This is a genomic window from Pseudogulbenkiania sp. NH8B (assembly GCF_000283535.1).
GTDB lineage: Bacteria > Pseudomonadota > Gammaproteobacteria > Burkholderiales > Chromobacteriaceae > Pseudogulbenkiania > Pseudogulbenkiania ferrooxidans.
In genome coordinates this window covers 1543631-1568855 of record NC_016002.1, presented here as the reverse complement: position 1 = coordinate 1568855, position 25225 = coordinate 1543631, and the positions used below count along the sequence as shown (strand labels likewise).

Genomic DNA, 25225 nt, shown 5'->3' with positions numbered 1-25225 from the left:
GCCGTGGACAGTCTGTGGAAAACAGCAACAAGATATTGTTACAAAAGAGGAAAATCAAGCCGGTTAAAAAATAGGCAAAAGCGTGTTACACCAACGAAATCCCTCGTGACATACGCGCCCTCTTCGGCAAGGTTTTACAGCAATTTACCCGGGTTCATCACCCCGTTCGGATCGAACACTGCCTTGATGGCACGCATCAGCGCGATCTCCTCGACACTGCGCGTCACATCCAGATAATCGCGCTTCAAGAGGCCGACGCCGTGTTCGGCCGACATGCTGCCGCCGAACTCCCCCACCAGGGAGAAAACGTGTTCGTTGACCTGCTCGCAGGCGCGGCGGAAGTCGTCCAGTTCCAGCGCGTCGGGCTTCAGGATATTGATATGCAGGTTGCCATCGCCGATATGGCCATACCACAGCACCTCGAAATCCGGGTATTCGCGCGACAGGATGGCATCGAGCCGTTCGACGAAGGCCGGCACCCGGCTCACCGTTACCGCGATGTCGTTCTTGTAAGGCTTGTAGGGGGTGATCGACTCGCTGATGTCCTCGCGCAGCCGCCACAGATCCTTGGCCTGCTGCTCGGACTGCGACAGCACCCCGTCCACCAGCCAGCCCTGTTCGGCGCACGCCTCAAACACGGCCAGGGCCACCTCCTCGGTATCGGCGGCCAGTTTCTCGAACTCCAGCAGCACGTAGTAGTCGGCTTCGGCCTCGAACGGCCGCTTGACATGGCCGCGCGCTAGGACGTGGCGCATCGCTTTTTCCGAGAAAAACTCGAAGGCGTTGAGATCGAGCCGTTCGCGGAAGGCGTGGAACAGCTTCATGATGTCGGTCAACTGCGGCACCGCCAACACCATTACCCCCAGCTCGGCCGGCTGGCGAGCCAGCTTCAAGGTGGCATCGACGATGAAGCCGAGCGTCCCTTCCGAGCCGACGAAGAGGTGGCGCAGGTCGTAGCCGGTATTGTTCTTGGCGAGCCCATTATTCAGCCGCAGCACTTCACCTTTGCCGGTTACCACGGTCAGCCCCGCCACCCACTCACGCGTCATTCCGTAGCGCACCACCTTGATACCGCCGGCGTTGGTGGCGATGTTGCCGCCGATCTGACTCGATCCGCGCGAGGCGAAGTCCACCGGGTAGTAGAGCCCATTTTCGGCGGCGAACTGCTGCAGTGCTTCGGTGATGACGCCGGCCTGGCAGCGCACGGTACGCGCGACCGGATCAAAGTCGCTGATGGCCTTCATGCGGTCGAACGACACCACCACCTCGCCCTGCCGCGCCACGGCCCCGCCGGACAATCCGGTACGGCCGCCGGAGGGCACCAGCGCTACCTGCTCACGGTTGGCCCACTGCACGACGGCAACGACCTCGCCCACGGTTTGCGGGAACACCACGGCGGACGGCGCGGGCTGGTAGTAGCGGGTCCAGTCCAACCCGTAGCGGGCCAGGGAATCGGCATCGGTGGCAACGCGGTCGGCACTGAACATGGCATGCAGCTCGGCAAGCAGGCGGGGGGCGATCATCGGCAACTCTCTGGTCAAGACGGAAAATCCGGAGTAATAATGAATAATACTTGAGTTTTTTGGTCAACAACGGAACCCGGCATGCAAAACCTTTCGCTCGCCAAGGACAAGATCAAGATACTGCTTCTGGAGGGAGTCCACCAGACGGCAGTCGACAGCTTCCGTCAGGACGGTTACAGCCAGATCGACTATCACAAGAAGGCACTGGCCCCGGAAGAACTGCTCGAACGCATCGCCGACGCCCATATCATCGGCATCCGCTCGCGCAGCCAGCTGACCGACGAGGTCTTCGCCGCCGCCAACAAGCTGATGGCGGTCGGCTGTTTCTGCATCGGCACCAACCAGGTCGACCTCAAGGCCGCCGCCCGCCACGGCATCCCGGTATTCAACGCGCCGTTCTCCAATACCCGTTCCGTCGCCGAACTGGTGATTGCCGAGGCGATCATGCTGATGCGCGGCATCCCGGAGAAGAGCACGCTGGCCCATCGCGGCGGCTGGTTGAAATCGGCCGACAACAGCTACGAGGTGCGCGGCAAGACGCTGGGCATCGTCGGCTATGGTCACATCGGTACCCAGGTCGGCATCCTCGCCGAATCCCTCGGCATGAAGGTGGCGTTCTACGACACGGAGAACAAGCTGCCGCTAGGGAACGCCCACCAAGTCGCAACGCTCAAGGAACTACTCGGCCAGGCCGACGTGGTCACGCTGCACGTACCGGAAACGCCTGACACCCAGGACATGATTGGCGCCACGGAACTGGCTGCGATGAAGCCCGGCGCCCACCTGCTCAACGCCTCGCGCGGTACCGTGGTGGACATTGAAGCGTTGGCCGAAGCGCTGCGCCGCAAGCACCTGCACGGCGCCGCTATCGACGTCTTTCCTGTCGAGCCCGAGGGCAACGGCGAGGCGTTCAGCTCGCCGCTATGCGAGTTCGACAACGTGATCCTGACGCCGCACATCGGCGGCAGCACGCTGGAGGCGCAGGCCAACATCGGCGGCGAAGTGGCCGCCAAGCTGATCAAATACTCCAACAACGGCTCGACGCTGACCGCGGTGAACTTCCCGGAGGTCTCGCTGCCCGAGCATCGCGGCAAATGCCGGCTGCTGCACATCCACAAGAATCAGCCCGGCGTACTGGCGCGCATCAACGACGAGTTTTCGCGCGCCGGCATCAACATCGCCGGCCAGTACCTGCAGACCAACGAGGAGATCGGCTATGTGGTGATCGAGATCGACAGCGCCGCCAGCCAGACCGCGCTGGAGACGCTGCAGCGCATTGAGGGCACCCTGCGCTGCCGCGTGCTGTACTAAGCACTCCTCCGCCAAAGCTCCTCGGAAAAAGCAAAACCCCGCCAACCGGCGGGGTTTTTAGTTCGAGCGGACAACCGCGCGAAAGAATCAGGCGACTGCGGGTTCCTTCATCAGGATCGAGATCAGCGAGGCCACCTTGGCCTTGAGCTCGCGGCGATCGACGATCATGTCGATGGCGCCCTTCTCCAGCAGAAACTCGGAACGCTGGAAGCCTTCCGGCAGGGTCTCGCGCACGGTCTGCTCGATGACACGCGGACCGGCAAAACCGATCAGCGCACCCGGCTCACCGATCACCACGTCGCCGAGGAAGGCGAACGAAGCCGAAACGCCGCCCATGGTCGGGTCGGTCAGGATCGAGATGAACGGCAGCTTGTGGTCGGTCAGCAATTGCAGCGCGGCACTGGTCTTGGCCATCTGCATCAGCGAGTTCAAGCCTTCCTGCATGCGCGCGCCACCCGAGGCGGAAACGCAGATGAACGGCGCCTTGGCTTCCACCGCAGCTTGTACGCCGCGCACGAAACGCTCCCCCACCACCGAGCCCATCGAACCACCGATGAACTTGAATTCGAACGACGCCACCACCGCCGGCAGCGTCAGGATGCTGCCCTGCATCACCACCAGGGCGTCGTCTTCGCCGGTGGCGTTCTGCGCCGCCACCAGACGATCGGGGTAACGCTTGCCGTCCTTGAACTTCAGGATATCTACCGGTTTGACTTCGGCACCGATCTCGCGGCGGCCTTCGGTATCCAGCAACATGCCCAGGCGATCCCGTGCAGAGACCGCGTGATGATGGTTACACTTCGGGCAAACCTGCAGATTGCTTTCCAGGTCGGTGTAATACAGCACCGCTTCACAGGCCGGGCACTTGCTCCACAGCCCCTCCGGTACCGCCGAGGACTTTTCGGCGCGATTCTCGCGCTTGATCTTCGGCGGCAGGAGTTTATTCAACCAGCTCATGCTGACTCCTTGCTCATTCGCTCCGGCAACAACAGGTTGGCCGAAGCATGATTGCCCCGCGGCACGAAACCGCGGGGACATGTACTAACTAATGGCGGCCTTCAGTTCGGCGACCAGGGGCGTCAACCGCTCGCGAGCGGTCGCGGGCGTTGCCGCCTCGATTTCCTGGACCAGACGGCTTCCCACCACGACAGCATCGGCCGTGACGGCAATGGCACGCGCGGTTGCACCGTCGCGAATACCGAAGCCGACACCGATAGGCACATGAATGTATTGTCTAAGGGCGGCAATTTTACGCGCTACGTCGTCAATGTCCAGATTTCCAGCACCGGTCACGCCTTTCAGTGACACATAGTAAACATAGCCGCGCGCATGACGAGCGATCTCGGCCACCCGCTGGAGCGGTGTGGTCGGCGCCAACAGGAAGATCGGGTCGATACTTTCCTGTTGCAGCGCCGTGGCCAGTTCCTCCGCCTCTTCCGGCGGGCAATCGACCGTCAACATACCGTCCACCCCGGCGGCGGCGGCACGCTTGGCAAATTCAGCATAGCCCATGGCACACAGCGGATTCAGGTAACCCATCAGCACCACCGGCGTGGTGCTGTTGGTCTTGCGGAACTCGGCGACCATGTCGAGCACATGGCGCAGGCCGACCTTGTGTGCCAGCGCGCGCTCGGAGGCTCTTTGAATCACCGGACCGTCGGCCATCGGATCGGAAAACGGCACCCCCAGCTCGATGATGTCGGCGCCGCCCTCGACCAGGCCATGCATCAGGCTCACGGTCAGATCCGGATGAGGATCACCCGCGGTAATGAACGGAATCAGGGCCTTCTTGCCGGCCAGTGCGGCAAAACATGCTGCAATACGTGACATGCTTACTCCTGCTTACAAGGTCAGGCCGGACAGGCTGGCCACGGTATTGATGTCCTTGTCGCCGCGACCGGACAGGTTGACCAGAATGACCTGATCCTTGCTCATGGTCGGCGCGGTCTTGGCCGCCCAGGCCAGGGCGTGGCTGGACTCGAGCGCCGGGATGATACCCTCGTAGCGGCACAGGTCGTGGAATGCCTTGAGCGCCTCATCGTCATTGATCGCGGTGTATTCGGCGCGACCGATATCCTTGAGGTAGCTGTGTTCCGGGCCCACCCCCGGGTAGTCCAGGCCGGCGGACACCGAGTGCGTCTCGATGATCTGACCGTCTTCATCCTGCATCAGGTAACTCTTGAAGCCGTGCAGCACGCCCGGCTTGCCGATGGACAGCGGTGCGGCATGGCGACCGGTCTCGACACCGTCACCACCCGCCTCGACGCCAACCATGCGCACGCCGTCGACGCCGATGTACGGATAGAACAGGCCAATGGCGTTGGAACCGCCACCGACACACGCCACCACCACGTCCGGCTGGCGACCGATCATTTCCGGCATCTGCACCTTGCATTCCTCGCCGATCACGGTCTGGAAGTCGCGCACCAGCATCGGGTAGGGATGCGGACCGGCGGCAGTGCCCAGGATGTAGAAGGTGGAATCGACGTTGGTCACCCAGTCGCGCATCGCTTCATTGAGCGCATCCTTGAGCGTCTTGGAGCCGGATTCGACCGGCACCACGGTGGCGCCCAGCAGCTTCATGCGGTACACGTTGGGCGACTGGCGCTTGACGTCTTCCGCCCCCATGTACACCACGCATTCGAGGCCATAACGGGCGGCCACGGTGGCCGACGCCACGCCGTGCTGGCCGGCGCCGGTCTCGGCGATCACGCGCTTCTTGCCCATGCGCCGGGCCAGCAATGCCTGGCCGATGGTGTTGTTGACCTTATGCGCGCCGGTGTGATTCAGGTCTTCGCGCTTGAGATAGATCTGCGCCCCGCCCAGCAATTCGGACCAGCGTTTGGCATGGTAGATCGGCGAAGGGCGGCCGACATAATGCTTCAGTTCGTAATGAAACTCTTCCCAGAACGCCGGGTCAGCCTTGGCGCGTGCGTATTCTTCGTTGAGTTCAGCCAATGCCGCCATCAGCGTTTCGGCGACGTAGATGCCACCATACGGACCGAAATGGCCGCGGACATCCGGAAAATCATACCGATCCATGCCTTGCTCCTGATATGAATGCCGCCATCTTGGCCGCATCCTTGATTCCTTTTCCTTGCTCCACCCCGCTCGACACATCCACGGCGGCGGGTTGAACCTTTGTCACAGCATCCTGCACGTTGTCCGGCGTCAACCCCCCGGACAGGATCAGCGGCAACGGCAGATCCGCTGGCAGCAGCGTCCAGTCGAACACCGCGCCGGTACCGCCATGAGCGCCCTCAACGAAGGCGTCGGCCAGCAAACCACGCGCATCGTGATAGGCCGCCGCCCATTCTAGCAAATCCACCCCCGGCCTGACCCGCACCGCCTTGAGATAGGGTCGGGAGAACGAGCGGCAAAACTCGGGAGACTCCTCGCCGTGGAACTGCAGAATGTCTACCGGGCAGGCGTCGAGCACACGGCGCACGAAAGCTTCGTCAGGATTAACGAACAGGGCCACCACACTGACGAAAGGCGGCAGCACCCGCACGATGGTCCGCGCCTGCTCCAACGAGACATTGCGCGGGCTTTTCTCATAAAACACCAGGCCGATGGCGTCGGCGCCCAAACGGGCCGCTTCGACCCCGTCTTCCGGCCGGGTGATACCGCAAATTTTTACTCGGGGAAGCATCTCATCTCCACAATGTCAGCCGGGCGGGGTCGCTCGCCGCCGTCACGCCGAACGACTCGGGGTACCCTACTCCGGTCAGATACAGGCCATCCGGCATGAAGGTAGGGGGGGCGTGACGACGGTCCCGAGCCGACAACAGATCGACCATGTCCTCCGGACTGAGCGTTCCCTTGCCGACATACACCAGTGCGCCGACGATGTTGCGCACCATGTGATGCAGAAAGGCATCCGCCAGCAGGTCGAAGCGGATGAAACCGTCCGCCTCGTGAATATCCAGCCGCTGCAGGTGTTTGACCGGCGACTTGGCCTGGCATTCGGCAGCCCGGAAGCTGGAAAAATCGTGCCGTCCCAACAGATGAGCAGCCGCTTCTCGCATCGCCTCCACATCCAGCGGCTGGTGATACCAGCCTACCTTGCCCGCCAGGAGGCAGCTGCGCACCGGGTGGGTCAGCAGGAAATAGCTGTAGGAACGCGAAAAGGCCGAGAAGCGCGCATGGAACTCCTCGCCCACCTGCTTGGCCCAGACCACGGCGATGTCCGCCGGCAGGTGGCTGTTGACGCCACGCACCCAGGCATTCTCCGGACGCTCGACCTCCACATCGAAATGCACCACCTGCATCAGGGCATGGACTCCGGCATCGGTCCGGCCGGCGGCCACCGTATTTATCGGTGCGCAGGCGATGTGCGACAAGGCCAGATTCAGTTTGTCCTGCACGGTATTGCCGTGCGGCTGGCTTTGCCAGCCTGCAAACGCCCTGCCGTCGTACTCGACCCCCAACGCCACTCTCATGCAACCGCCTTCATGACCGCTCCCAGACCCACCGCCAACGACACCAGGACCACGTTGTCGGATGCCCTCCAGCGGTAAACCCTCAACTGTACCCCATCCGGCGCCGGTAACGCCATGGCTTCGGCCATGAGGGAGCGCCAGGCACTTCGCGTGCGCGGCCGCGTCGCCGCCAGCAACTGCTCGGCATAGGAAAGGGTCAAGCACAGACGTAAGGCAAAACGCTCCGATGACAGGCCCACCCAGTGCAAGGGACGTAGGAGAAACAGCAGGCCAGCCAGCACCCCATCTCGTCCCACCGCCAACCAGATACCACGAATCAGCCAGACCAGAATGAGCAGCCGCAAGACATGACGCGCTCCTTCGGCCAACCCCTCGCGCGTCGGCGCCCAGGCGGCATCGAACAAGGCATCGCCCGGCACCGACCACCCCATGGTCAACCACAACGTCAGCAACAGCCAGCGCATCCGGCGCAGCGACTGCCCAACCCCCGTCCGCTCTTGCACGTTGAGCAGCACCGCGGCGACCATGGCCAAGAACGACAACGGCACCAGGGGTAGAAACTGCACCACCAGTGCCGCCATCAGCCAACACAGCAAGATTGCCGCGGGATGAAACGTCTCAGTCAGATCAAGCCGAATCTTCAGACTCCTTCAACAAGGCCTTGGCCGCCTCAGTATCCCCCATCTCTATGTACAGCCGCGCCAGTTCCTGTTTGTCCGAAGCCGATTGAGGTAGTTCGGCGGCCAGGGAGGCCTGGGTCGGCACGGCCGATCCATCACCTGGCACGACGGGGGGAACCGCCGCTCGTGCCACCACACCAGCCGCCGGAATAGACGCTGCGGCCGGCACCGCGACACCTTCGGCGCGCGCAAGCGGCTCCATGTCAAATAACGGATTGCCCGGCAGGGTTACCCGCCCCAGCTCGCAGACACGCTGCCACAAGGTACTATCCTTGCCAAACACGCCTTTCGCTGCCGTCGCCTCGAGGATGAAGGGCTGTTTGTCCGGCAGGGCGGACAAGGCTTCCAGCAATTTAAACCGTACATCCTGCCGCATCGGCTCCCGCACCAGCCCTTCTCGCAGCAAGGCCAAGGCCTGATCGGTACGGCCATAAGCAAGATAGACCTCCGCCTCGGCCACCAGATCGACCGGGCTCAAGTCGATTCCCCCACCCTGCTTGCCGCCCGCCATCAAGGTGGTGAGCGGCCCCATCGTCAGCAGGGACGGATTGGCACCAACGCTCAACGCCGTTGCAAGCCCGTTCGCACTGCCGGCTTGCCGATTCCGGCGTCGCCGCAGCCACCACCAACCCCCGCCCAGCAATGCCACGCCCGCAGCACCGGCACTATAGAGATAAGGAGAACTGTCGCCCAATGCCTTGCCCAGGCTCTCCATCGCGCCTGACTCAGTGCCGCCAGCGTTTCCGGCCAACTCGATCTTGGCTGTAGGCGCCTTGACCGGGGCAGAATGGGCTGCCTCTTGCTGCAAGGCATTCAGCCGTTGCTGCAGCGCCTGAAGGCGCTGCTCCGCCACCGCGAGCAGTTGGTCCTGCTGCTGAAGCCGGCGTTTCAACTGTTCCTCCCTCTGCGCCTCCTTGCTGGGCTGTACAACCTTATCGCCGACCACAGGCACGGCCGCAGCCGCAGCTGGAGCGACCACAGGAACAGTTGCTGGCACGGGAGCAGCAAGCTGAGCGGGAGCAGCAGAAGGCTCTTTCACGGTTGCCTTATTGCCACCCGGTGGCGCCTCGCCAATGCGCCAATTTGCCGGATAGGCCAGTTGCGCCCCGGCTTTCAGCCTGTCGACATCACCGGCGATAAAGGCTTGCGGATTGGCGGCATGCAGCCGGCGAATCACCTGCTCCACCGAGCCCGCGCCCTCAGTGCGCTGCGCGATAGCCCCGAGCGTGTCCCCGCGCCCTACCCTATAGACCTTGGTCTTTGCCGCATCACGAACCACGCCGGTAGTCTCTCCCCGAGAAGAACGGGCAATCGGGCGGGCAGCTTCAGGGGGGTCGAACAACAGCGAATAGCTTCTTGCCAGTTTAAGGGTGCCGACTCCGACCTCGAGCCGCAGCGAGAGCATGGGTTCTTCGACGATTTGAGAGGAGAAAAGCCGCAGCACCGTCTTACCACTCGCTGACCTGACAAACTCGTAGCCTATCGACGCTAGCAAATGGGCCTGCTGTGCCCCCACCGCACCACTGGGCAGCACCACGGCAGAGAGCTGCTTGTGCTCGGCATGAAGCCGCCCCAGCACCTCCACTTCGGCAAGCAAGGGCTCGCCAATAAAGGACTGCACCTTGAGTTCACCAAGTCCCAGCGGTGTTAGCCGGGCATGATGATCGGCAGAGACAGCGGCTTTCTTGCCTTCGTCATCAGACAGGGGGTGACGTTTTGGGTGGCGTGGCCCATCGCGGCGGTAATCCACGTCGAATTCGCGCACCAGGCGCCCGGCAGGCCAGCTGATTTCCACGGCAAAATGCAGCGTGGGCTCATCGAAATTGGCTGGGCCGGCAACACGTACTTTCGAGAGCGTTCCATCGGCCTGCTGCACCAGAGAGAACTGGAGCTTGCCGGCTGATGGCGTGTACGGGGAGATCAGAGGGTAGTGATTGCGGTCGGCTAGTCCAATCGACGCGTTGGCGCCAACGGCTTCATCGACCAGGGGAATTTCCGCCTCAAAAGGCTCCCCCTCCGAGGACAGTACCTTGATCGGCCCCAACCCGGCGTGGGCCTGCACCGCGACCCCCAAAGAAGACAGCAAAGCGGCAATCGCCGTCATTCTGATGACAGAGTCCATTCTGTTCATTCCCTGTCTAGCAAGCCTCCGGTGGAGCCGAACCGAACCAGCCCTCGAAGGAGGGCCGGAGTTTCACGATCAAGAACCTATCTTGGCCAGCAATTGTTCCGCCTCCGCCTTCAGCCCGCCCTGGGCTTCGGAAAGCAGATCTTCCAGCACTTCCTTGGCGCCGTCCTTATCTCCCATATCCAGATAAACCTTAGCCAGATCAAGCTTGGTGGATAAGGGGTCATCATTGACCGACAAGCCCTCCAGCGAGGCGGCCTCCGGTGCCGACTCGGCCCCCAGCATACCTTCGTAGAGGGCGTCAAAACCGGCCGAACCTGTCTCTTCCAGCCCCAGATCGGGAGCCGTATCGGCTTTACCCTGCTGCCCAGCCTTGCCGGACGGCTCGCTCAACATCGAATCGAGATTGAAGTCGAAATCGAGCAGATTTTCCTGCATCGCCTCCGAGGCTGCCGGGTCACCCTGTGTGGCGCCCGCCTCCGGCTTCTTGGCAGAGAGGTCAAAAGCGGCATCCAGGTCGAAATCGAGCATATTCCCCGGATTGGCCTCCTCCGCAAGCCCGGAGGGTGGTGCTTCGGCAAACAGAGCGGCGCGCAACGGGTCGTCGCTTTCGGCCAGACTGGATTGTGTAACAGGAGCGCTCGGTGCCTTTGCTGGCTCGCGGGGAGCAGCGGCGTTTTCTGCCGGCATCGGCGGGGAAGCAGGGGCCGAGGGCTGCCCGAACAGTTCGTGATCAAGGTCAATCGCCGCCGCCGGCGCCGCAGTCTGGGCGCTCGCCCCCGGGGCAGAGTCAAGCAGCTGATACAGTGGATTACCCGGATCGAGTACTGCCCCCATCGCCGCCGCCTTGGCCCAATGCGGGCCCTTGCCGTCGAATGCCGCATACAGTTCGCGCGCGAGCGACTCAAAGCCTTCCTTGTCCTGCCGCCCGGCGTGGATTTCCATCAATTTCAAACGTACTTCGTGGCGTGACGGATCGCGGCTCAGCGCATCTTTGAGAATCTCCTCGGCCTGCGCATCCCTACCGTAGGCGATATACACCTCCGCCTCGGCAATCGGGTCAACCTCGGCCGTGTCGATAGCCCCCACCGACTGCGTGAAGTTGGCCATGAAAGAGTGGCCTCCGCCGATGGCCGACGCCCCACCCTGGAGGTTGATGTTGGAGCTGGCCCCGCTACCTAGCACGGCGCCGGCATTGCCGGACGAAAGCTTGAGCGCAGAAGACAAGGACGGGGCCTGACGGCGACGGCGCGCCACCACCACTCCCAAGGCTGCCAACAGCGCGATGGCGGCGCCACCACCGACCAGAGGCAGATTGTCAACCAGCGAATCGACCCACGACGGCCCAGCCGCCGCATCCCCGGTCTTGGCGCCGCCACCGGCCGCCGGCTTGGCAACTTCATGACTGTTCTGCAACGCCTTGATTTGAGCCTCGAGTGTAGCAATGCGCTTTTCGGCATCTTTCAATGCCTGCTCGCGGCTGGCCACTTGCTGCTCTACATCGGACAATTTTTCATCCGTAGGCGCCGACGTTTCCGGCGCCATCAGTTTCAGCACCTCCCCACCCTTGGCCGGCTGGGCCGCCTGCGTGGCAGCGGCGGCCGGCTTGGGCGCGGCGGCCGGCGGCGGCTCGGGACTGGCTTGTGCCGCGGGGGGCGCTGCATTGGCAGCGAGTGCAGAGGCCGGAGCCAGCAGATGACGGGCCTCGGCCGGAGCAATGGCACGAATCTTGGCCGCCGGCGGCACCTTCAGGTTGACGGCGGCCTTGATGCGGTTTGGGTCCCCCGCGATGAAAGCCGAAGGATTGTTCTTGACCAAGGCCGCCATGGTTTGTTCGAGGGTGGCGCCTTGTGGCCGCACCTGAGCCGCCAGCGTATTCAGCGTCGCCCCCGGAGCCACGTAAAGCGAATCGGCAGAGGTACGCCTTGGCGCTACCGCACCCTCGCGGGCCACGTTGCCACGGTATTGGCTTGCGAGGCTAGGCGCCGCCTTCGGCAAGGACTGAACAAAGGAAGGCTTGTTGCTGACCTGATAATCGATCGGGTCGAGTAAAACGGTGTACTCGCGCACCGAACGCCCGGAACTGGTTCTAGCCTCCACCACAAAGCGCAAATACGGCTCGTTGATCGGGGCGGAAGACGAAACGCGAACGATGGCACCTCTTCCACTCGGCTCCACCGAAAACTTCAGCGAACTCAGAATGCCCGAATAATCGACGTTAAGGTCCCGGAAAGTGTCCATTCCGGCCAGGCCGACCCGTGCCGAGGACAGTTCGGCGGCATTAACATCGGTCAGATTGATCTCGGCGCGAAATGTTTCACCCAGATAGGATCTGACATTGATTTTCCCCAGCCCCGCCCAAGCATTAGCGGAAAAAAGTACCGCAACGGCGAGAGCGCTCAGCTTCATTTTTGCCCGATTTGCCACAGTTCACCTTCCGGCAACAACCTGCTTAGATGTTTTTTTCAACAACTACCCCATAGTGAAGGCAGTCCTTTATCAGTGCCATCTTAGGCTTTAACAAGCTCTTTAGCTAGATTTCATACCAAGAAAAAAGGCGGCAAAGACTGCCGCCTTGTTCCTTTATCCGAAGTGCCCTGCATTTTGCAAAGCTTCGGCCACAGTGACGCAGCTCATTGCCGCGGCGGCTCTGACGTTGTCAGCCGTAAGCCAGAAGCTGAGGGTCTTTCCGGTACGGCGGACACGGCTTACCCAGACCCGGTCGTTGCCGGCGACTTCCATTGGCGTGGCATAGCCATCCGCCTGCTGCGGCTGGTCCACCACGTGCAGCCCGAGCGATGCAAACAGGTTCCGGGCACGCGAAGCCTCGACTTCGGTATCGGTTTCCACCGTGACCGACCACGCGTGGCCAAAGAACACCGGCACCCTGACACAGGTCGCCTCGACAGCGAGTTCATCGCTGCCGAACAGGCGGTGCAGTTCATTGACGATGGACGCCTCTTCTTCAGTCGCGCCACTCTCGTTGGCATCACCGATCTTGGGCAGCAGGTTGTAGGCGATGCGCTTGGCGTAGACTTCGCACTCGGCGTCGCGCTGGGTGAACAGCGCCGTGGTCTGATTGGCCAGTTCCTCGAGCGCGGCCTGACCGCTTCCGGATACGGACTGGTAGGTGGATACCGTCACCCGTTTCAGGCCATGCTCAGCCAGCGCCTTCAAGGCGATGGCCAGCGGCGTGACCGTGCAATTGGGTACGGCGATCAGGGCGTTCTCCGGCAGGTCGGCCACCAGGCTACCGTTCAGGGCAGGAACGAGCAGCGGCACTTCATCATCCTGGCGATAAGCCGAGCTGAAATCGATGACGGTGGCACCTGCCTCGCGCGCCAGCGGCACGTACTGCCGAGAAATCTCACTACCCGCCACGAAAATGGCCAACGGCGTCACCTCGAAGCCAAACTCGTCGACCGGGTGAACATTCAGCTCAAGGTTGCCAAAGGTGACGGTTTCCCCATCGTGATCCTGGGTATCCACGGCAAACACGCGGCTGGCAGGGAAGTCACGGCTGGCGAGCAAGTCAAGCACGGCCTGGCCGACAAGACCGGTTGCTCCAACGACGGCAACCTGAATGGGATGAGACATGGTGAATTCCTGTTAGAAATGCATAAAGGGCGCAAAGCGCCCTTTGGGAAAAACAGAACCGGCACTCAGGCCGGTTCGAGCGATGAGCGTATTTTAACGCTCAATCAGGATGCGCAGCATGCGACGCAGAGGCTCGGCAGCCCCCCACAGCAGCTGATCACCGACGGTAAAGGCGGACAGGTAGTCGCCGCCCATGGCCAGCTTGCGCAGACGGCCCACTGGCGTGGTCAGCGTGCCGGTCACGGCAGCCGGGGTCAGATCACGCATCGAGGCTTCGCGGGTATTCGGCACAACCTTGGCCCACGGGTTGGCGGCAGCCAGCATCGCTTCGATCTCGTCAAGCGGCACGTCCTTCTTCAGTTTGATGGTCAGGGCCTGGCTGTGGCAGCGCATGGCGCCGACACGCACGCACAGGCCATCCACCGGCACCGGGTTGGCCGAACGACCGAGAATCTTGTTGGTTTCGACGCCGCCTTTCCACTCTTCCTTGGACTGGCCGTTGCCGAGGTCCTTGTCGATCCACGGAATCAGGCTGCCTGCCAGCGGCACGCCGAAGTTCTGGCTCGGGTACTCGTCCGAGCGCAGGAAGTCGGATACCTTACGGTCAATGTCGAGAATGGCGGAAGCCGGATCGGCCAGCTTGTCGGCTACTTGGGCGTGAATAGCCCCCATGCCGGAGATCAGCTCGCGCATGTTCTGCGCGCCGGCACCCGATGCCGCCTGGTAGGTCATCGAGGTAACCCATTCGACCAGGTCGTTCTGGAACAGGCCACCCAGCGCCATCAGCATCAGCGACACGGTGCAGTTGCCGCCGACGTAGTTCTTCACGCCGTTCGCCAGGCCGTCCTTGATCACGTTCATGTTGACCGGATCGAGAATGATGATGGCGTCGTCTTCCATGCGCAGCGTGGAGGCGGCGTCGATCCAGTAGCCTGTCCAGCCGGCGGCACGCAGTTTCGGGAACACCTCGGAGGTGTAGTCGCCGCCCTGGCAGGTGACGATGGCGTCCATCGCCAGCAGATCATCGATATTCTTGGCATCTTTCAATGCCGGCACGTCACGGCCGATATCGGGACCCTTGCCGCCAACGTTGGAGGTGGTGAAGAACACCGGCTCGCTGATCTGGGCAAAATCGTTTTCTTCACGCATGCGCTGCATCAGCACGGAACCGACCATGCCGCGCCAGCCAACAAAACCTACTCGCACGATAAATATCTCCTGAATGTCGTCGGATAGAGGAAGCTATTTCGCCGGCCTGCTCATCGAGGCCGGTCTTATCTGGTGATCAACCCCATTGTGCAGGGCAACAGCGGCTCACACAATGGGGTTGGCGCGTTTTATTTGAACCGCATTTACCACGCCACTAGAGTCGCCAACAAAACCCAGCGCAGCGGTCTTGGCTAGGCGCGCGGCCGCAGACAATTAGTACGGCAAGTGCTTGCTGGGCGAGTCTCCGCTAGAGATTCGCACGCGAGCGCAACAACGCCAAGAGGGTTTTGTTAGCGGCTCTTACAGCGCGGCGACCACGGCGTCGCCCATGCCCGAGCAGCTGACTTTCTCGCAGCCCGCCTCGAAGATATCGGCGGTACGGTAGCCTTGCTTCAGCACCGTCTTCACCGCACTTTCGACACGCAGGGCCGCCTCTTCCTGACCGAAGGTGTAACGCAGCATCATGGCGGCGGAGAGGATGGTGGCGAGCGGGTTGGCCAGGTTCTTGCCGGCGATATCCGGCGCGGAACCGTGCGAAGGCTCGTACAGGCCCTTGTTGTTCTGGTCGAGCGAGGCCGACGGCAGCATGCCGATGGAGCCCGTCAGCATCGAAGCCTCATCGGACAGGATGTCGCCGAAGATGTTGCCGGTGACCATCACGTCGAACTGCTTGGGATTACGCACCAGTTGCATCGCGGCGTTGTCGACGTACATGTGGCTGAGTTCCACCTCCGGATACTCGCGCGCCACGTCGATGAAGATTTCCTTCCAGAACTCGGTGGTTTCCAGCACGTTGGCCTTGTCCACCGAACACAGCTTTTTGTTGCGCTTCATGGCGATGCCGAACGCCACGTGGGCGATACGGCGGATTTCGCTCTCGCTGTAGCGCATGGTGTTGTACGCCTCGCGCTCGCCCAGCTCGTTGACGGCGATACCGCGCGGCTGACCGAAGTAGATGTCACCGGTCAGCTCGCGCACGATCATGATGTCGAGACCCGACACCACTTCCGGCTTCAGCGTGGAAGCATTGGCCAGTTCCGGGTAGAGAATGGCCGGACGCAGGTTGGCGAACAGGTTGAGATCCTTGCGGATCGCCAGCAGACCGCGCTCCGGGCGCAGCGGGCGGTCGAGGTTGTCGTACTGCGGGCCGCCCACGGCGCCCAGCAGCACAGCATCGGCGGCGCGGCACAGCTTCTGGGTGAATTCCGGGTAAGGTTGGCCGAAGGCATCGTAACCGGCCCCACCCAGCGGCGCCTCTTCCATTTCCAGCGGCAGGCCATCCTGACGCAATACGTCCAGCACGCGGCGCGCCTGGGCAATGATTTCCGGGCCGATGCCGTCACCGGGCAATACTGCAATTTTCATAATCGTGTCCCTTGCTTTCTCTTTAGCATGGACGGGCAGCAGGGCTGCCCGCACTGGCCGGAATCAGGCCAACAACCAGGGCTTCTCAGCCTTGAGCTTTTCCTCGTAGGCGCGAATCTTGTCAGCCTGCGCCAGGGTGAGGCCAATTTCATCGAGCCCGTTGAGCAGGCAGTGCTTGCGATGCTCGGTAATGTCGAAGGCGAAGGATTGGCCGGACGGGGTGGTCACGGTCTGGGCCGCGAGATCGATCTCCAAACGGTAGCCTTCGGTTGCCTGGCTTTCCTTGAACAACTGGTCGACCGCCTCTGCCGGCAGCACGATCGGCAGCAGTCCGTTCTTGTAGCAGTTGTTGAAGAAAATGTCGGCGAAGCTCGGCGCGATGACCACGCGGAAACCATAATCTTCCAGCGCCCACGGCGCGTGTTCGCGGCTGGAGCCACAGCCGAAGTTCTCGCGCGCCAGCAGTACCTGGGCACCGGCGTAGCGCGGATAGTTCAGCACGAAGTCCGGGTTGAGTTGGCGCGCACTGTTGTCCATGCCCGGCTCGCCGTGGTCGAGATAGCGCCATTCGTCGAACAGGTTCGGGCCGAAACCGGAGCGCTTGATCGACTTGAGAAACTGCTTCGGGATGATCGCATCGGTGTCGACATTGGCGCGATCGAGCGGGCACACGAGCCCGTTCAATGTGGTAAATGCTTTCATTGTTCCTGTAGGGCCAAGCCCTCTCCCAATACGTTAGTTGCCTTGCGGCGCCGTGCCGTTGACCACGGGGGCCGGCGGGCTCGGGCGCGTCGCATCGTCTATCTTGTCGCCCACGCGCTTGGCGGTATCCGATACCGCTTCACCGCCGCGCTGCACGGCGTGGCCGACCGCTTCGCCACCGCGATGCAGCGCATGGCCGACGGCCTCGCCGCCCTGGTTGATGTCCTGACCCAGGCCGTGCACGGTGTTGCAAGCGCCAAGCAGCAGGACACCCGTCAGCGGCAGCAAATGGCGCAGCGCGCGCTTAGAAATGACTAACATCGACGAAGTGGCCTGCAATCGCGGCGGCCGCGGCCATGGCCGGGCTTACCAGGTGAGTACGCCCGCCCTGCCCCTGGCGGCCCTCGAAGTTGCGGTTGGAAGTCGAGGCGCAACGCTCGCCCGGCTGCAGGCGGTCGGCATTCATCGCCAGGCACATGGAGCAGCCCGGCTCGCGCCATTCGAAGCCGGCTTCGACAAACACCTTGTCGAGCCCTTCGGCCTCGGCCTGCGCCTTGACCAGGCCCGAGCCTGGCACCACCAGCACCTGCTTGACGTTGGCCGCCTTCTTGCGCCCCTTGGCCACGGCGGCGGCTTCGCGCAGGTCTTCGATGCGGCTGTTGGTACAGGAGCCGATAAACACCACATCCACCGCGATCTCGCTGATCGGGGTGTTGGCCTTGAGGCCCATGTAGGCCAGCGCGCGCTCGATGGAGCCCTTCTTCACCGGGTCGCTTTCCTGCGCCGGATCCGGTACGTGGCCGTTGATGTCGGTCACCATTTCCGGCGAGGTACCCCAGGTCACTTGCGGCTTGATCTCGGCGGCGTCCAGCGTAACCACGGCGTCGAAGTGCGCGCCTTCGTCGGAATGCAGCGTGTTCCAGTAGGAGACTGCCTTGTCCCACGCTTCGCCCTTGGGCGCAAACGGCCGGCCCTTCACGTAGTCGACGGTTTTCTGGTCGACCGCCACCAGGCCGGAGCGGGCACCGGCCTCGATCGCCATATTGCACAGCGTCATGCGGCCTTCCATCGACAGGCTCTTGATCGCCTCGCCACCGAACTCGATGGCGTAGCCGGTACCGCCGGCGGTGCCGATCTTGCCAATAATCGCCAGCGCCACGTCCTTGCCGGTGATGCCGGCGGCCAGCTGGCCATCCACGCGCACCAGCATGTTCTTGGATTTTTTCGCCACCAGGGTCTGGGTGGCCATGACGTGCTCGACCTCGGAGGTGCCGATGCCGTGCGCCAGCGCGCCGAAGGCGCCGTGCGTCGAGGTGTGACTGTCGCCGCACACCACGGTCATGCCCGGCAAGGTGGCGCCCTGCTCCGGCCCCATCACGTGCACGATGCCCTGACCCTTGTCCTTGAACGGGAAGTAGGCCAGTGCGCCGAATTCCTTGATATTGCTATCCAGGGTTTCGACCTGCTGGCGCGAGATCGGGTCCTTGATACCCTCGTCCCAGTGATCGGTCGGGGTGTTGTGGTCGGCGGTCGCCACGATGGACGATACTCGCCACGGCTTGCGGCCGGCCAGTTTCAGACCTTCGAAGGCCTGCGGGCTGGTCACTTCGTGCACCAGGTGGCGATCGATATAAAGAAGCACGGTGCCGTCGGCTTCTTCCGTCACTACGTGGCTGGACCAGAGCTTGTCGTAAAGGGTCTGCGCGGTCATGTCTCTATGTCTTGTCGAAATCTAACGGTGGCGAAATAGCGTGAAATCCATTCTGGCATAGCGTTTACCCCTCATTCAAGCAAACCTTGCCGCAATGCAAAAACGCCAGTTTGAAACGTTCGACGGCACCTAAGGGAACCCGGCGCCATCCGGTTCGCCGCGTCAACATCACCTCCACGGTACCGCGGTGACAATGTCGAAACAGAGCGGTGAACCCAGCCTCTGAAGATCAGGATAAAAAACGCTGGCTACTGGAACAAGCCCCTATTTTATCCTAGTATAAAATCCTACCAGCCTTCGCCAGACGATACCCCATGCCGCCACACAACCTTGGCCAGTTCATCCGCAAACACCGTGAACGCCTGCAGCCGGAAGACGCCGGACTGCGCACCACCGGGCGTCGCCGCACACCCGGTTTACGACGCGAAGAACTGGCTCAACTGTGCGCCGTCAGCCCCACCTGGATTACCTGGCTGGAACAAGGCAGGGAAGTGTCGGCATCGACCGAGGTGCTGTCCCGCCTGGCCGAGGTGCTGCAACTGACGGCGGCGGAACGGCATTACCTGTTCACGCTGGCGGGCAAGCTGGATTTGTCTGGCGAACAAAGCGATACCAGCGCGGCGGACGCCATCGTGGCCAGCGTGGCACACGTCACCGCGCCCGCCTACGTGCTCGACCGGCAATGGAATGCCCGCGCCTGGAATACCGCGGCAGAGCAGCTGTTCCATGGCTGGCTGGACACTGGCGCCGGAACGTCGGCACGCAATCTGCTGCGTTTCACTTTCCTGGCGCCGCAGGCGCGGCACCTGATCGACAACTGGTCCTACCGGGCCAAGCGCCTGGTGGCGGAGTTCCGAGCCGACTGCGGCCGCAGCGTCGACGATGCCGAGATGCAACCGTTGATCACCGAGCTGTGCCAGAGCAGCGCAGAATTCACCGCGTTCTGGCAGGACTACGAGGTCACCGGGCGTGAAGGCGGGATACGGGTGTTCCAGCACCCACAGCGCGGTCGACTGGTATACGAACAGGTCACCTTTTACCCGGCTACCCGTCGCGACCTCAAGCTGGTGATGCTGCTACCGGCCCCGTCCACCCCTTGAGGCGGCATCGCCGGCTCTTCGGCCAACGTTTGAAGGGCATGGCCAACAGCGTGGCCCCGCCTCAGGAACCATTCTTGAAACGCTGGATTTCGCGTCGATCCTTCTTGGTCGGGCGCCCGGCACCGTGCGGGAAGGACACCCGTTCGGCCTTGAGCAAGGCCTGCTTCTCCTCGCGCGCCAGTCGCGAGGTTTCGCTTTCGGCGTACAACAACTGCGCCTCGCTGGCCGAGCGTCGCTGCGCGGTCAAGGCGAGCACCTCGATATCGTACTCCAGCTGGTTGATCCGCAAGTGCAGGCGGTCCCCCACCTTGACCACACGCGAGGCCTTGACCCGTTCCCCGCCCAGCGTCACCCTCCCCAACTCCAGCGCTTCGTGCGCCAGTTGCCGGGTCTTATAGAAGCGCGCCGCCCACAGCCACTTGTCGAGCCTGACCTTGCCTTCCTCGTCCGGCACAGGATTTTGCCGGCTCATTCGACCACGCTCCACTCGGCCGACACCCACCCCTGCAGATCGAGTCGCAGGCGGTCGCCCGGCTTGACCGCCGCGACGCCCTCCGGGGTGCCGGTATAGATAAGGTCTCCCTCGCTCAGGCCGTAGACCGTGGAAAGGTAATGGATGATGGCGGGAACGGAAAACAGCATCAGACGGGTCTCGCCCCGCTGACGCGTCTCGCCGTTAACCTGCAGGGTAAACTCGAGGTGCCCCGGGTCCGCGAGGCGTTCCGCGGGAACGAAGGCCGAAACCGTGGCCGCACTGCGAAAGCCCTTGGCCTTGGTCCATGGTAGACCCTTTTGCTTGGCAATGCCCTGGACGTCGCGCGCGGTCATGTCGAGGCCGATGGCATAGCCCGCCACATGCTGCAGCGCGGCAGATTCAGGGATGTCATTTCCACCCTTGCCAATCAGCAGCACCAGTTCACATTCGTGATGAACATCGCCGGAATAGGCCGGCAGGCGAATCGGCTCGCCTTCAACGGCCAGCGCCGACGTCGGCTTCAGGAACACCAGCGGTTCCGCCTCGACGGCGTTGCCGAGTTCCGCCGCATGTGCGGCGTAGTTCCGGCCGATACAGAACACATTGCCCACGCGGATGCTCTGCCCGTTCAATTGAACTACCGCCATACTTTGACTCTCCCCTGATTAAACACGGCTAACGGCAACTCTCAACTATAGCGCCGAAGCCCCGCGAACGGCAGTGCGGACAGACGCAGATTGCACGTGACAACGACCACGCCGTCATATATTATTTTGTTGCACTGCAACATTTGCTGGTCTGCAACAAAACCTCTGGCGTGAATGGTCGTTTCGTGTGAAATTGTCATTTACCACTGTTAGAGTTTGCCAAAACCAGCAGCACCCTCAGGGGGCCCGCGCGTCAGGACAAGCTGATCGGCGGACTGCCCCGACAGATACGCGCAAGGAGAGTACATTGAGCCAGGAAGCACCCATCTCGCTTGAGAAGTTTTTTGCCAGCCTCTCCGAGGCCAATCAACAGTGGATGCAGCAGTTCGTCAATTCCCTGACGCTGGGAGGCACCATGGGCGCTCCTGTCGATGGCGCGGCCAACCCGTGGGCAGGCATGATGAACCATGCCAACCAGCTGTTTGCCATGCAGAGCCAGCTCTACCAGCAACAGATGGGCCTCTGGATGAAATTCCTCGGCCAGGGCAACGCCTCTGGCGACGAAGCCCCCGCCCCGAACAGCGACCGCCGCTTTGCCGCGCCGGAGTGGAACGATCACCCGTTCTACAGCCTGCTCAAGCAAAGCTACCTGGCCACCTCGAAGTGGATGACCGAACTGGTCGACCAGGCCCAGCTGGACGCGGAGGCCAAGGACAAGCTGACCTTCATCACCCGACAGTACATCGACGCCATGGCGCCGACCAACTTCATGCTGACCAACCCCGAGGTGATCAAGCGCGCCATCGAGACTAAGGGCGAGAGCCTGTCCGAAGGCATGAAGAACATGATGGAGGACATCAAGAAGGGTCACATCTCGATGTCCGATGAAAGCAAGTTCGAGATCGGCGTCAACATCGTGACCACGCCCGGCGAGGTCGTGTTCCGCAACGAACTGATCGAGCTGATCCAGTACACCCCGACCACGGAAAAGGTTTACGAAAAGCCGCTCCTGATCGTTCCGCCCTGCATCAACAAGTACTACCTGATGGACCTGCAGCCGGACAACTCGATGGTGCGCCATTTCGTGTCCCAGGGTTACCGCGTGTTCCTGATCTCCTGGCGCTCGGCCACCCCGGAGATGAAGCAGTTCACCTGGGAAACCTACATCGAGAAGGGCGTCATCGCCGCCGCCGAGGCGGTCAAGAAAGTCACCCGCCAGCCCTCGATGAACGCCCTGGGCTTCTGCATCGGTGGCGTCATCCTCACCACGGCGCTGTGCGTGATGCAGGCCAAGGGTATGAACTGGATCGATTCCGCCACCTTCATGACCTCGCTGCTCGACCATACCGATCCGGGCGAGATCAAGGTGTTCATCGACGAGAACGTGGTGCGCAGCCGCGAGCAGAAGCTGGCCAGCGGCGGCATCATCAGCGGCAAGGAGCTGGGGCGCACCTTCGCCTCGCTGCGCGCCAACGATCTGGTTTGGAACTACGTGGTGAACAACTACCTGCTGGGCAAGACCCCGGCACCGTTCGACCTGCTCTACTGGAACAACGACGCGGTCGACCTGCCGTTGCCAATGCATACTTTCTTCCTGCGCGAGATCAACCTCAAGAACTCGCTGACCAAGCCGGGCGCCATCACCCTGTGCGGCGTACCGATCGACGTGTCGAAGATCAACATCCCGGTGTATATCTTCGCCGCCCGCGAAGATCACATCGTGCTGTGGACCTCGGCCTACTCCGGCGTGAAGTACCTGACCGGCACGCCAAGCCGCCGCTTCGTGCTCGGCGCTTCCGGCCACATCGCCGGTTCGATCAACCCGGTGACCAAGGACAAGCGCAACTACTGGGTCAACGAAGCCCTCCCGGCAGACCCGGAAGACTGGCTGGAAACCGCGGAAAGCCGTCCGGGCAGCTGGTGGAAGGACTGGGACGCCTGGCTCGCTCCGCAATCGGGCAAGCAGGTGGCCACACCCAAGACCATGGGCAACAAGGAACTGCCCCCGCTCGAGCCGGCACCGGGGACGTACGTCCGCGCCAAGGCCCTGCCGGCGGTGGTGGCCTCGCTGCAATGATCCGGACCCGGTCCCGAGCGATCGGGGCCGTTTTCAACATGCCATTGTCGGCCCAAGATGCTGGCAATTTTAGTTCAATGAACGGAGAAGACTGATGGAAGAGATCGTTATCGTCGCTGCTGGCCGCACCGCTGTCGGCAACTTTGGTGGCTCGCTCGCGAAGATTCCGGCGCCGGAACTGGGCGCCACGGTGATCAAGGCCCTGCTGGAAAAGACCGGCATCGCCCCGGAACAGGTCTCCGAAGTGATCATGGGTCAGGTGCTGACCGCCGGCGTCGGCCAGAACCCGGCACGCCAGGCGCTGATCAAGGCCGGCATTCCGGTCCACGTGCCGGCCATGACCATTAACCAAGTGTGCGGTTCCGGCCTGAAGGTGACCCACCTGGCCGCCCAGGCCATCGCCTGCGGTGATGCCGAGATCGTGATTGCCGGTGGCCAGGAAAGCATGAGCATGTCCCCGCACATTCTGCCGGGTTCGCGTGATGGCTTCCGCATGGGTCCGGCCACCCTGGTCGACACCATGGTGTACGACGGCCTGACCGACGTCTATAACCAGTACCACATGGGCGTTACTGCCGAGAACATCGCCGCCAAGTACGGCATTTCGCGTGAAGAGCAGGATGCCTTCTCCGCCGCGTCGCAGAACAAGGCCGAAGCCGCCCGGGCTGCCGGCAAGTTCGTCGACGAGATCATTCCGGTGATGGTGCCGCAACGCAAGGGCGACCCGGTTGCCTTCGCCACCGACGAATTCATCAAGGCCGGCGCCACCGCCGAAGGACTGGGCAAGCTGCGCCCGGCCTTCAAGAAGGATGGCACCGTCACCGCCGGCAACGCCTCCGGCGTGAACGATGGCGCCGCCGCGGTGATCATGATGACCGCGAAGAAAGCCGCCGAGCTCGGCCTCAAGCCGCTGGCCCGCATCAAGGCCTACGCTTCGGCCGGCGTCGAACCGTCCATCATGGGCATGGGCCCGGTACCGGCCACCCAGCGCGTGCTGGAACGCGCCGGCTGGTCCCTGGGCGAAGTCGACCTGATCGAAGCCAACGAAGCCTTCGCGGCTCAGGCGCTGGGTGTGGCTCGCGAACTGCAGTGGGATGCCGACAAGGTCAACGTCAACGGTGGCGCCATCGCCATCGGTCACCCGATCGGCGCTTCCGGCTGCCGCATCCTGGTCAGCCTGCTGCACGAAATGCAGCGCCGTGACGCCAAGAAGGGTCTGGCCACGCTGTGTATCGGCGGCGGCATGGGCGTGGCACTGGCGGTCGAGCGCGACTGACTCCACCCCTGAAGCGCAGACAAGCCGGGAATGTTTTCCCGGCTTTTTTCATGCCATACGGCACTGACAGGCCGCGCGAGTCCCCTTATACTCGCTCGCTGCAAATCGGACCGGACGGCCATGACTTTCGCTGCACTCACCTTCCCCCTGCTTGGCCTTGCCCCACCCAGCCTGAAGCGGCTGCTCGGCGGTCTCGCTGCCGGCCTGCTGCTGATAACGGCCTGCCAGGCGGCGCCCAGGCTCGCCCTCTACACCGAGGAGTGGCCGCCCATGTCCTTTACCAACAACAGAGGGGCGCCGGATGGCATGGCCGTCGAGGTGGTGAACGAGATACTGCGGCGCACGGGACAGAACAACCCGATCGCCGTGGTGCCCTGGATACGCGGCTACAATCAGCTGCTGACCCGCCCCAACGTCATGCTATTCACCGTCGGGCGCAACGCCGAGCGCGAACGCAGCATGACCCTGCTGGGGCCGATCGCCATGTCGAGCACCGTGCTACTGGCGCGCAGCGAAGACGTCCTGGCATTGCAAGCACTCGGCAGCGACATCCTGAAACGGGAAGTGGCCGCCTACCAGGGCAGCATCTTCGAGAGTACGGCGCGCAACAAGGGGTTTTCCAGCATCCGGGAGACCGGCAGCAGCGAGGAAGGTGCGCGCATGCTGCTCGCCAAGCGGGTGGACCTATGGGTGGAAGGGAATGTCGCGGTGGCCCAGACCCTGCAACGGCTAGCCATCCCGCCCGGCCGCGTGGCCCGCGTCATAACCCTGGATTCGCTCGACCTCTACCTCGCCTTTTCGCGCGGCACCGACCGCGAGACCATCCTGCAATGGCAGGCTGCGCTACGCGACATGAAGAAGGACGGTACCTTTCAGGCGATCCATCAGCGTTGGCTCCCCGGTGAAGCGCCGCCACTGCAGGTCATGCGCCTCGGACTCGAGCCCTGAAGAGACAAAAAAGCCCAACCGAACGGTTGGGCTT

At 62.6% G+C, this 25225-nt stretch carries 22 protein-coding genes; 5 read left to right on the top strand and 17 right to left on the bottom strand.

The annotated features are described in order from the left end of the window. Window positions 1–134 precede the first annotated feature (134 nt). Window positions 135–1523 (bottom strand): FAD-binding oxidoreductase, encoded by a 1389-nt coding sequence (locus NH8B_RS07300; protein ID WP_014086706.1) that lies wholly within the window; start codon window positions 1521–1523, stop codon window positions 135–137. Between the two features lie 81 nt (window positions 1524–1604). Between NH8B_RS07300 and serA the strand changes: the two genes are divergently transcribed. Further along, entirely contained in the window at window positions 1605–2834 is a 1230-nt protein-coding gene (gene serA / locus NH8B_RS07295) for a phosphoglycerate dehydrogenase (RefSeq protein WP_014086705.1), read from the top strand. An 87-nt stretch (window positions 2835–2921) separates the two neighbouring features. Here serA and accD read toward each other — a convergent pair whose 3' ends face one another. The 14 genes from accD to leuC form a co-directional block, all read right to left on the bottom strand. Next, window positions 2922–3791: an acetyl-CoA carboxylase, carboxyltransferase subunit beta gene (accD, locus tag NH8B_RS07290; RefSeq protein WP_014086704.1), complete on the bottom strand. Its 870-nt coding sequence runs from the start codon at window positions 3789–3791 to the stop codon at window positions 2922–2924. An 84-nt stretch (window positions 3792–3875) separates the two neighbouring features. Next, window positions 3876–4664, bottom strand: a complete 789-nt coding sequence (trpA, locus tag NH8B_RS07285; RefSeq protein ID WP_014086703.1) for a tryptophan synthase subunit alpha — start codon at window positions 4662–4664, stop codon at window positions 3876–3878. Between the two features lie 12 nt (window positions 4665–4676). Beyond that, window positions 4677–5876 carry a tryptophan synthase subunit beta gene (gene trpB, locus NH8B_RS07280; protein ID WP_008953716.1) on the bottom strand — a complete coding sequence of 400 codons (1200 nt, stop codon included), beginning with the start codon at window positions 5874–5876 and terminating at the stop codon, window positions 4677–4679. Continuing rightward, complete coding sequence (locus NH8B_RS07275) at window positions 5863–6486, bottom strand: phosphoribosylanthranilate isomerase (RefSeq protein WP_014086702.1); 624 nt, start codon at window positions 6484–6486, stop codon at window positions 5863–5865. The genes trpB and NH8B_RS07275 overlap by 14 nt, the downstream gene beginning before the upstream one ends. A gap of 1 nt (window position 6487) precedes the next feature. Continuing rightward, the gene (truA, locus tag NH8B_RS07270) at window positions 6488–7276 is read right to left on the bottom strand and encodes a tRNA pseudouridine(38-40) synthase TruA (protein WP_014086701.1); all 789 of its coding nucleotides are present in this window, start codon (window positions 7274–7276) and stop codon (window positions 6488–6490) included. Continuing rightward, window positions 7273–7872, bottom strand: a complete 600-nt coding sequence (locus tag NH8B_RS07265; protein ID WP_232503546.1) for a hypothetical protein — start codon at window positions 7870–7872, stop codon at window positions 7273–7275. The genes truA and NH8B_RS07265 overlap by 4 nt, the downstream gene beginning before the upstream one ends. Window positions 7873–7903: 31 nt before the next feature. Next, complete coding sequence (locus NH8B_RS07260) at window positions 7904–10078, bottom strand: FimV/HubP-related protein (protein ID WP_014086699.1); 2175 nt, start codon at window positions 10076–10078, stop codon at window positions 7904–7906. A 78-nt stretch (window positions 10079–10156) separates the two neighbouring features. Further along, complete coding sequence (locus NH8B_RS07255; protein ID WP_014086698.1) at window positions 10157–12493, bottom strand: FimV/HubP family polar landmark protein; 2337 nt, start codon at window positions 12491–12493, stop codon at window positions 10157–10159. 174 nt (window positions 12494–12667) lie between these two features. Further along, window positions 12668–13681 (bottom strand): aspartate-semialdehyde dehydrogenase, encoded by a 1014-nt coding sequence (locus NH8B_RS07250; protein ID WP_014086697.1) that lies wholly within the window; start codon window positions 13679–13681, stop codon window positions 12668–12670. Window positions 13682–13774: 93 nt separating this feature from the next. Next, window positions 13775–14887: an aspartate-semialdehyde dehydrogenase gene (gene asd / locus NH8B_RS07245; protein WP_014086696.1), complete on the bottom strand. Its 1113-nt coding sequence runs from the start codon at window positions 14885–14887 to the stop codon at window positions 13775–13777. A gap of 303 nt (window positions 14888–15190) precedes the next feature. Further along, a complete protein-coding gene (gene leuB, locus NH8B_RS07240) occupies window positions 15191–16255 on the bottom strand; it encodes a 3-isopropylmalate dehydrogenase (protein WP_014086695.1) in 1065 nt (354 codons plus the stop codon). Window positions 16256–16318: 63 nt separating this feature from the next. Then, the gene (gene leuD, locus NH8B_RS07235) at window positions 16319–16957 is read right to left on the bottom strand and encodes a 3-isopropylmalate dehydratase small subunit (RefSeq protein WP_014086694.1); all 639 of its coding nucleotides are present in this window, start codon (window positions 16955–16957) and stop codon (window positions 16319–16321) included. A gap of 33 nt (window positions 16958–16990) precedes the next feature. Further along, window positions 16991–17278, bottom strand: a complete 288-nt coding sequence (locus NH8B_RS07230) for an entericidin A/B family lipoprotein (protein ID WP_014086693.1) — start codon at window positions 17276–17278, stop codon at window positions 16991–16993. Next, a complete protein-coding gene (gene leuC / locus NH8B_RS07225) occupies window positions 17262–18668 on the bottom strand; it encodes a 3-isopropylmalate dehydratase large subunit (RefSeq protein ID WP_014086692.1) in 1407 nt (468 codons plus the stop codon). Before leuC ends, NH8B_RS07230 begins: the two co-directional genes overlap by 17 nt. 314 nt (window positions 18669–18982) lie before the next feature. On the opposite strand from leuC, the gene NH8B_RS07220 reads away from it, so the two are divergent. Further along, complete coding sequence (locus NH8B_RS07220) at window positions 18983–19768, top strand: helix-turn-helix transcriptional regulator (protein ID WP_014086691.1); 786 nt, start codon at window positions 18983–18985, stop codon at window positions 19766–19768. Window positions 19769–19829: 61 nt separating this feature from the next. Here the strand turns inward: NH8B_RS07220 and NH8B_RS07215 are convergent, their stop codons facing one another. Both NH8B_RS07215 and NH8B_RS07210 read right to left on the bottom strand, forming a co-directional pair. Next, on the bottom strand, window positions 19830–20240 hold the full coding sequence (locus NH8B_RS07215) for an RNA-binding S4 domain-containing protein (RefSeq protein ID WP_014086690.1): 411 nt from the start codon (window positions 20238–20240) through the stop codon (window positions 19830–19832). Next, window positions 20237–20890, bottom strand: coding sequence for a fumarylacetoacetate hydrolase family protein (locus NH8B_RS07210; RefSeq protein WP_014086689.1), 654 nt, complete (start codon window positions 20888–20890; stop codon window positions 20237–20239). The genes NH8B_RS07215 and NH8B_RS07210 overlap by 4 nt, the downstream gene beginning before the upstream one ends. A gap of 307 nt (window positions 20891–21197) precedes the next feature. On the opposite strand from NH8B_RS07210, the gene NH8B_RS07205 reads away from it, so the two are divergent. The 3 genes from NH8B_RS07205 (at window position 21198) to NH8B_RS07195 (ending at window position 25191) form a co-directional block, all read left to right on the top strand. Then, window positions 21198–22967, top strand: a complete 1770-nt coding sequence (locus NH8B_RS07205) for a PHA/PHB synthase family protein (RefSeq protein WP_014086688.1) — start codon at window positions 21198–21200, stop codon at window positions 22965–22967. A gap of 94 nt (window positions 22968–23061) precedes the next feature. Next, complete coding sequence (locus NH8B_RS07200; protein ID WP_014086687.1) at window positions 23062–24243, top strand: acetyl-CoA C-acetyltransferase; 1182 nt, start codon at window positions 23062–23064, stop codon at window positions 24241–24243. Window positions 24244–24363: 120 nt separating this feature from the next. Further along, window positions 24364–25191, top strand: coding sequence for a substrate-binding periplasmic protein (locus tag NH8B_RS07195; RefSeq protein ID WP_014086686.1), 828 nt, complete (start codon window positions 24364–24366; stop codon window positions 25189–25191). Window positions 25192–25225: the final 34 nt, after the last annotated feature.

What these genes read in the sequence shown, in the direction of transcription:
- accD (WP_014086704.1), bottom strand. Translation starts at nt 3,791, where the DNA reads ATGAGCTGGTTGAATAAACTCCTGCCGCCGAAGATCAAGCGCGAGAAT.
- NH8B_RS07275 (WP_014086702.1), bottom strand. Translation starts at nt 6,486, where the DNA reads ATGCTTCCCCGAGTAAAAATTTGCGGTATCACCCGGCCGGAAGACGGG.
- NH8B_RS07260 (WP_014086699.1), bottom strand. Translation starts at nt 10,078, where the DNA reads ATGGACTCTGTCATCAGAATGACGGCGATTGCCGCTTTGCTGTCTTCT.
- NH8B_RS07215 (WP_014086690.1), bottom strand. Translation starts at nt 20,240, where the DNA reads ATGAGCCGGCAAAATCCTGTGCCGGACGAGGAAGGCAAGGTCAGGCTC.
- leuB (WP_014086695.1), bottom strand. Translation starts at nt 16,255, where the DNA reads ATGAAAATTGCAGTATTGCCCGGTGACGGCATCGGCCCGGAAATCATT.
- leuD (WP_014086694.1), bottom strand. Translation starts at nt 16,957, where the DNA reads ATGAAAGCATTTACCACATTGAACGGGCTCGTGTGCCCGCTCGATCGC.
- trpB (WP_008953716.1), bottom strand. Translation starts at nt 5,876, where the DNA reads ATGGATCGGTATGATTTTCCGGATGTCCGCGGCCATTTCGGTCCGTAT.
- NH8B_RS07210 (WP_014086689.1), bottom strand. Translation starts at nt 20,890, where the DNA reads ATGGCGGTAGTTCAATTGAACGGGCAGAGCATCCGCGTGGGCAATGTG.
- serA (WP_014086705.1), top strand. Translation starts at nt 1,605, where the DNA reads ATGCAAAACCTTTCGCTCGCCAAGGACAAGATCAAGATACTGCTTCTG.
- NH8B_RS07220 (WP_014086691.1), top strand. Translation starts at nt 18,983, where the DNA reads ATGCCGCCACACAACCTTGGCCAGTTCATCCGCAAACACCGTGAACGC.
- NH8B_RS07300 (WP_014086706.1), bottom strand. Translation starts at nt 1,523, where the DNA reads ATGATCGCCCCCCGCCTGCTTGCCGAGCTGCATGCCATGTTCAGTGCC.
- NH8B_RS07230 (WP_014086693.1), bottom strand. Translation starts at nt 17,278, where the DNA reads ATGTTAGTCATTTCTAAGCGCGCGCTGCGCCATTTGCTGCCGCTGACG.
- leuC (WP_014086692.1), bottom strand. Translation starts at nt 18,668, where the DNA reads ATGACCGCGCAGACCCTTTACGACAAGCTCTGGTCCAGCCACGTAGTG.
- NH8B_RS07195 (WP_014086686.1), top strand. Translation starts at nt 24,364, where the DNA reads ATGACTTTCGCTGCACTCACCTTCCCCCTGCTTGGCCTTGCCCCACCC.
- NH8B_RS07250 (WP_014086697.1), bottom strand. Translation starts at nt 13,681, where the DNA reads ATGTCTCATCCCATTCAGGTTGCCGTCGTTGGAGCAACCGGTCTTGTC.
- NH8B_RS07255 (WP_014086698.1), bottom strand. Translation starts at nt 12,493, where the DNA reads ATGAAGCTGAGCGCTCTCGCCGTTGCGGTACTTTTTTCCGCTAATGCT.
- NH8B_RS07200 (WP_014086687.1), top strand. Translation starts at nt 23,062, where the DNA reads ATGGAAGAGATCGTTATCGTCGCTGCTGGCCGCACCGCTGTCGGCAAC.
- trpA (WP_014086703.1), bottom strand. Translation starts at nt 4,664, where the DNA reads ATGTCACGTATTGCAGCATGTTTTGCCGCACTGGCCGGCAAGAAGGCC.
- truA (WP_014086701.1), bottom strand. Translation starts at nt 7,276, where the DNA reads ATGAGAGTGGCGTTGGGGGTCGAGTACGACGGCAGGGCGTTTGCAGGC.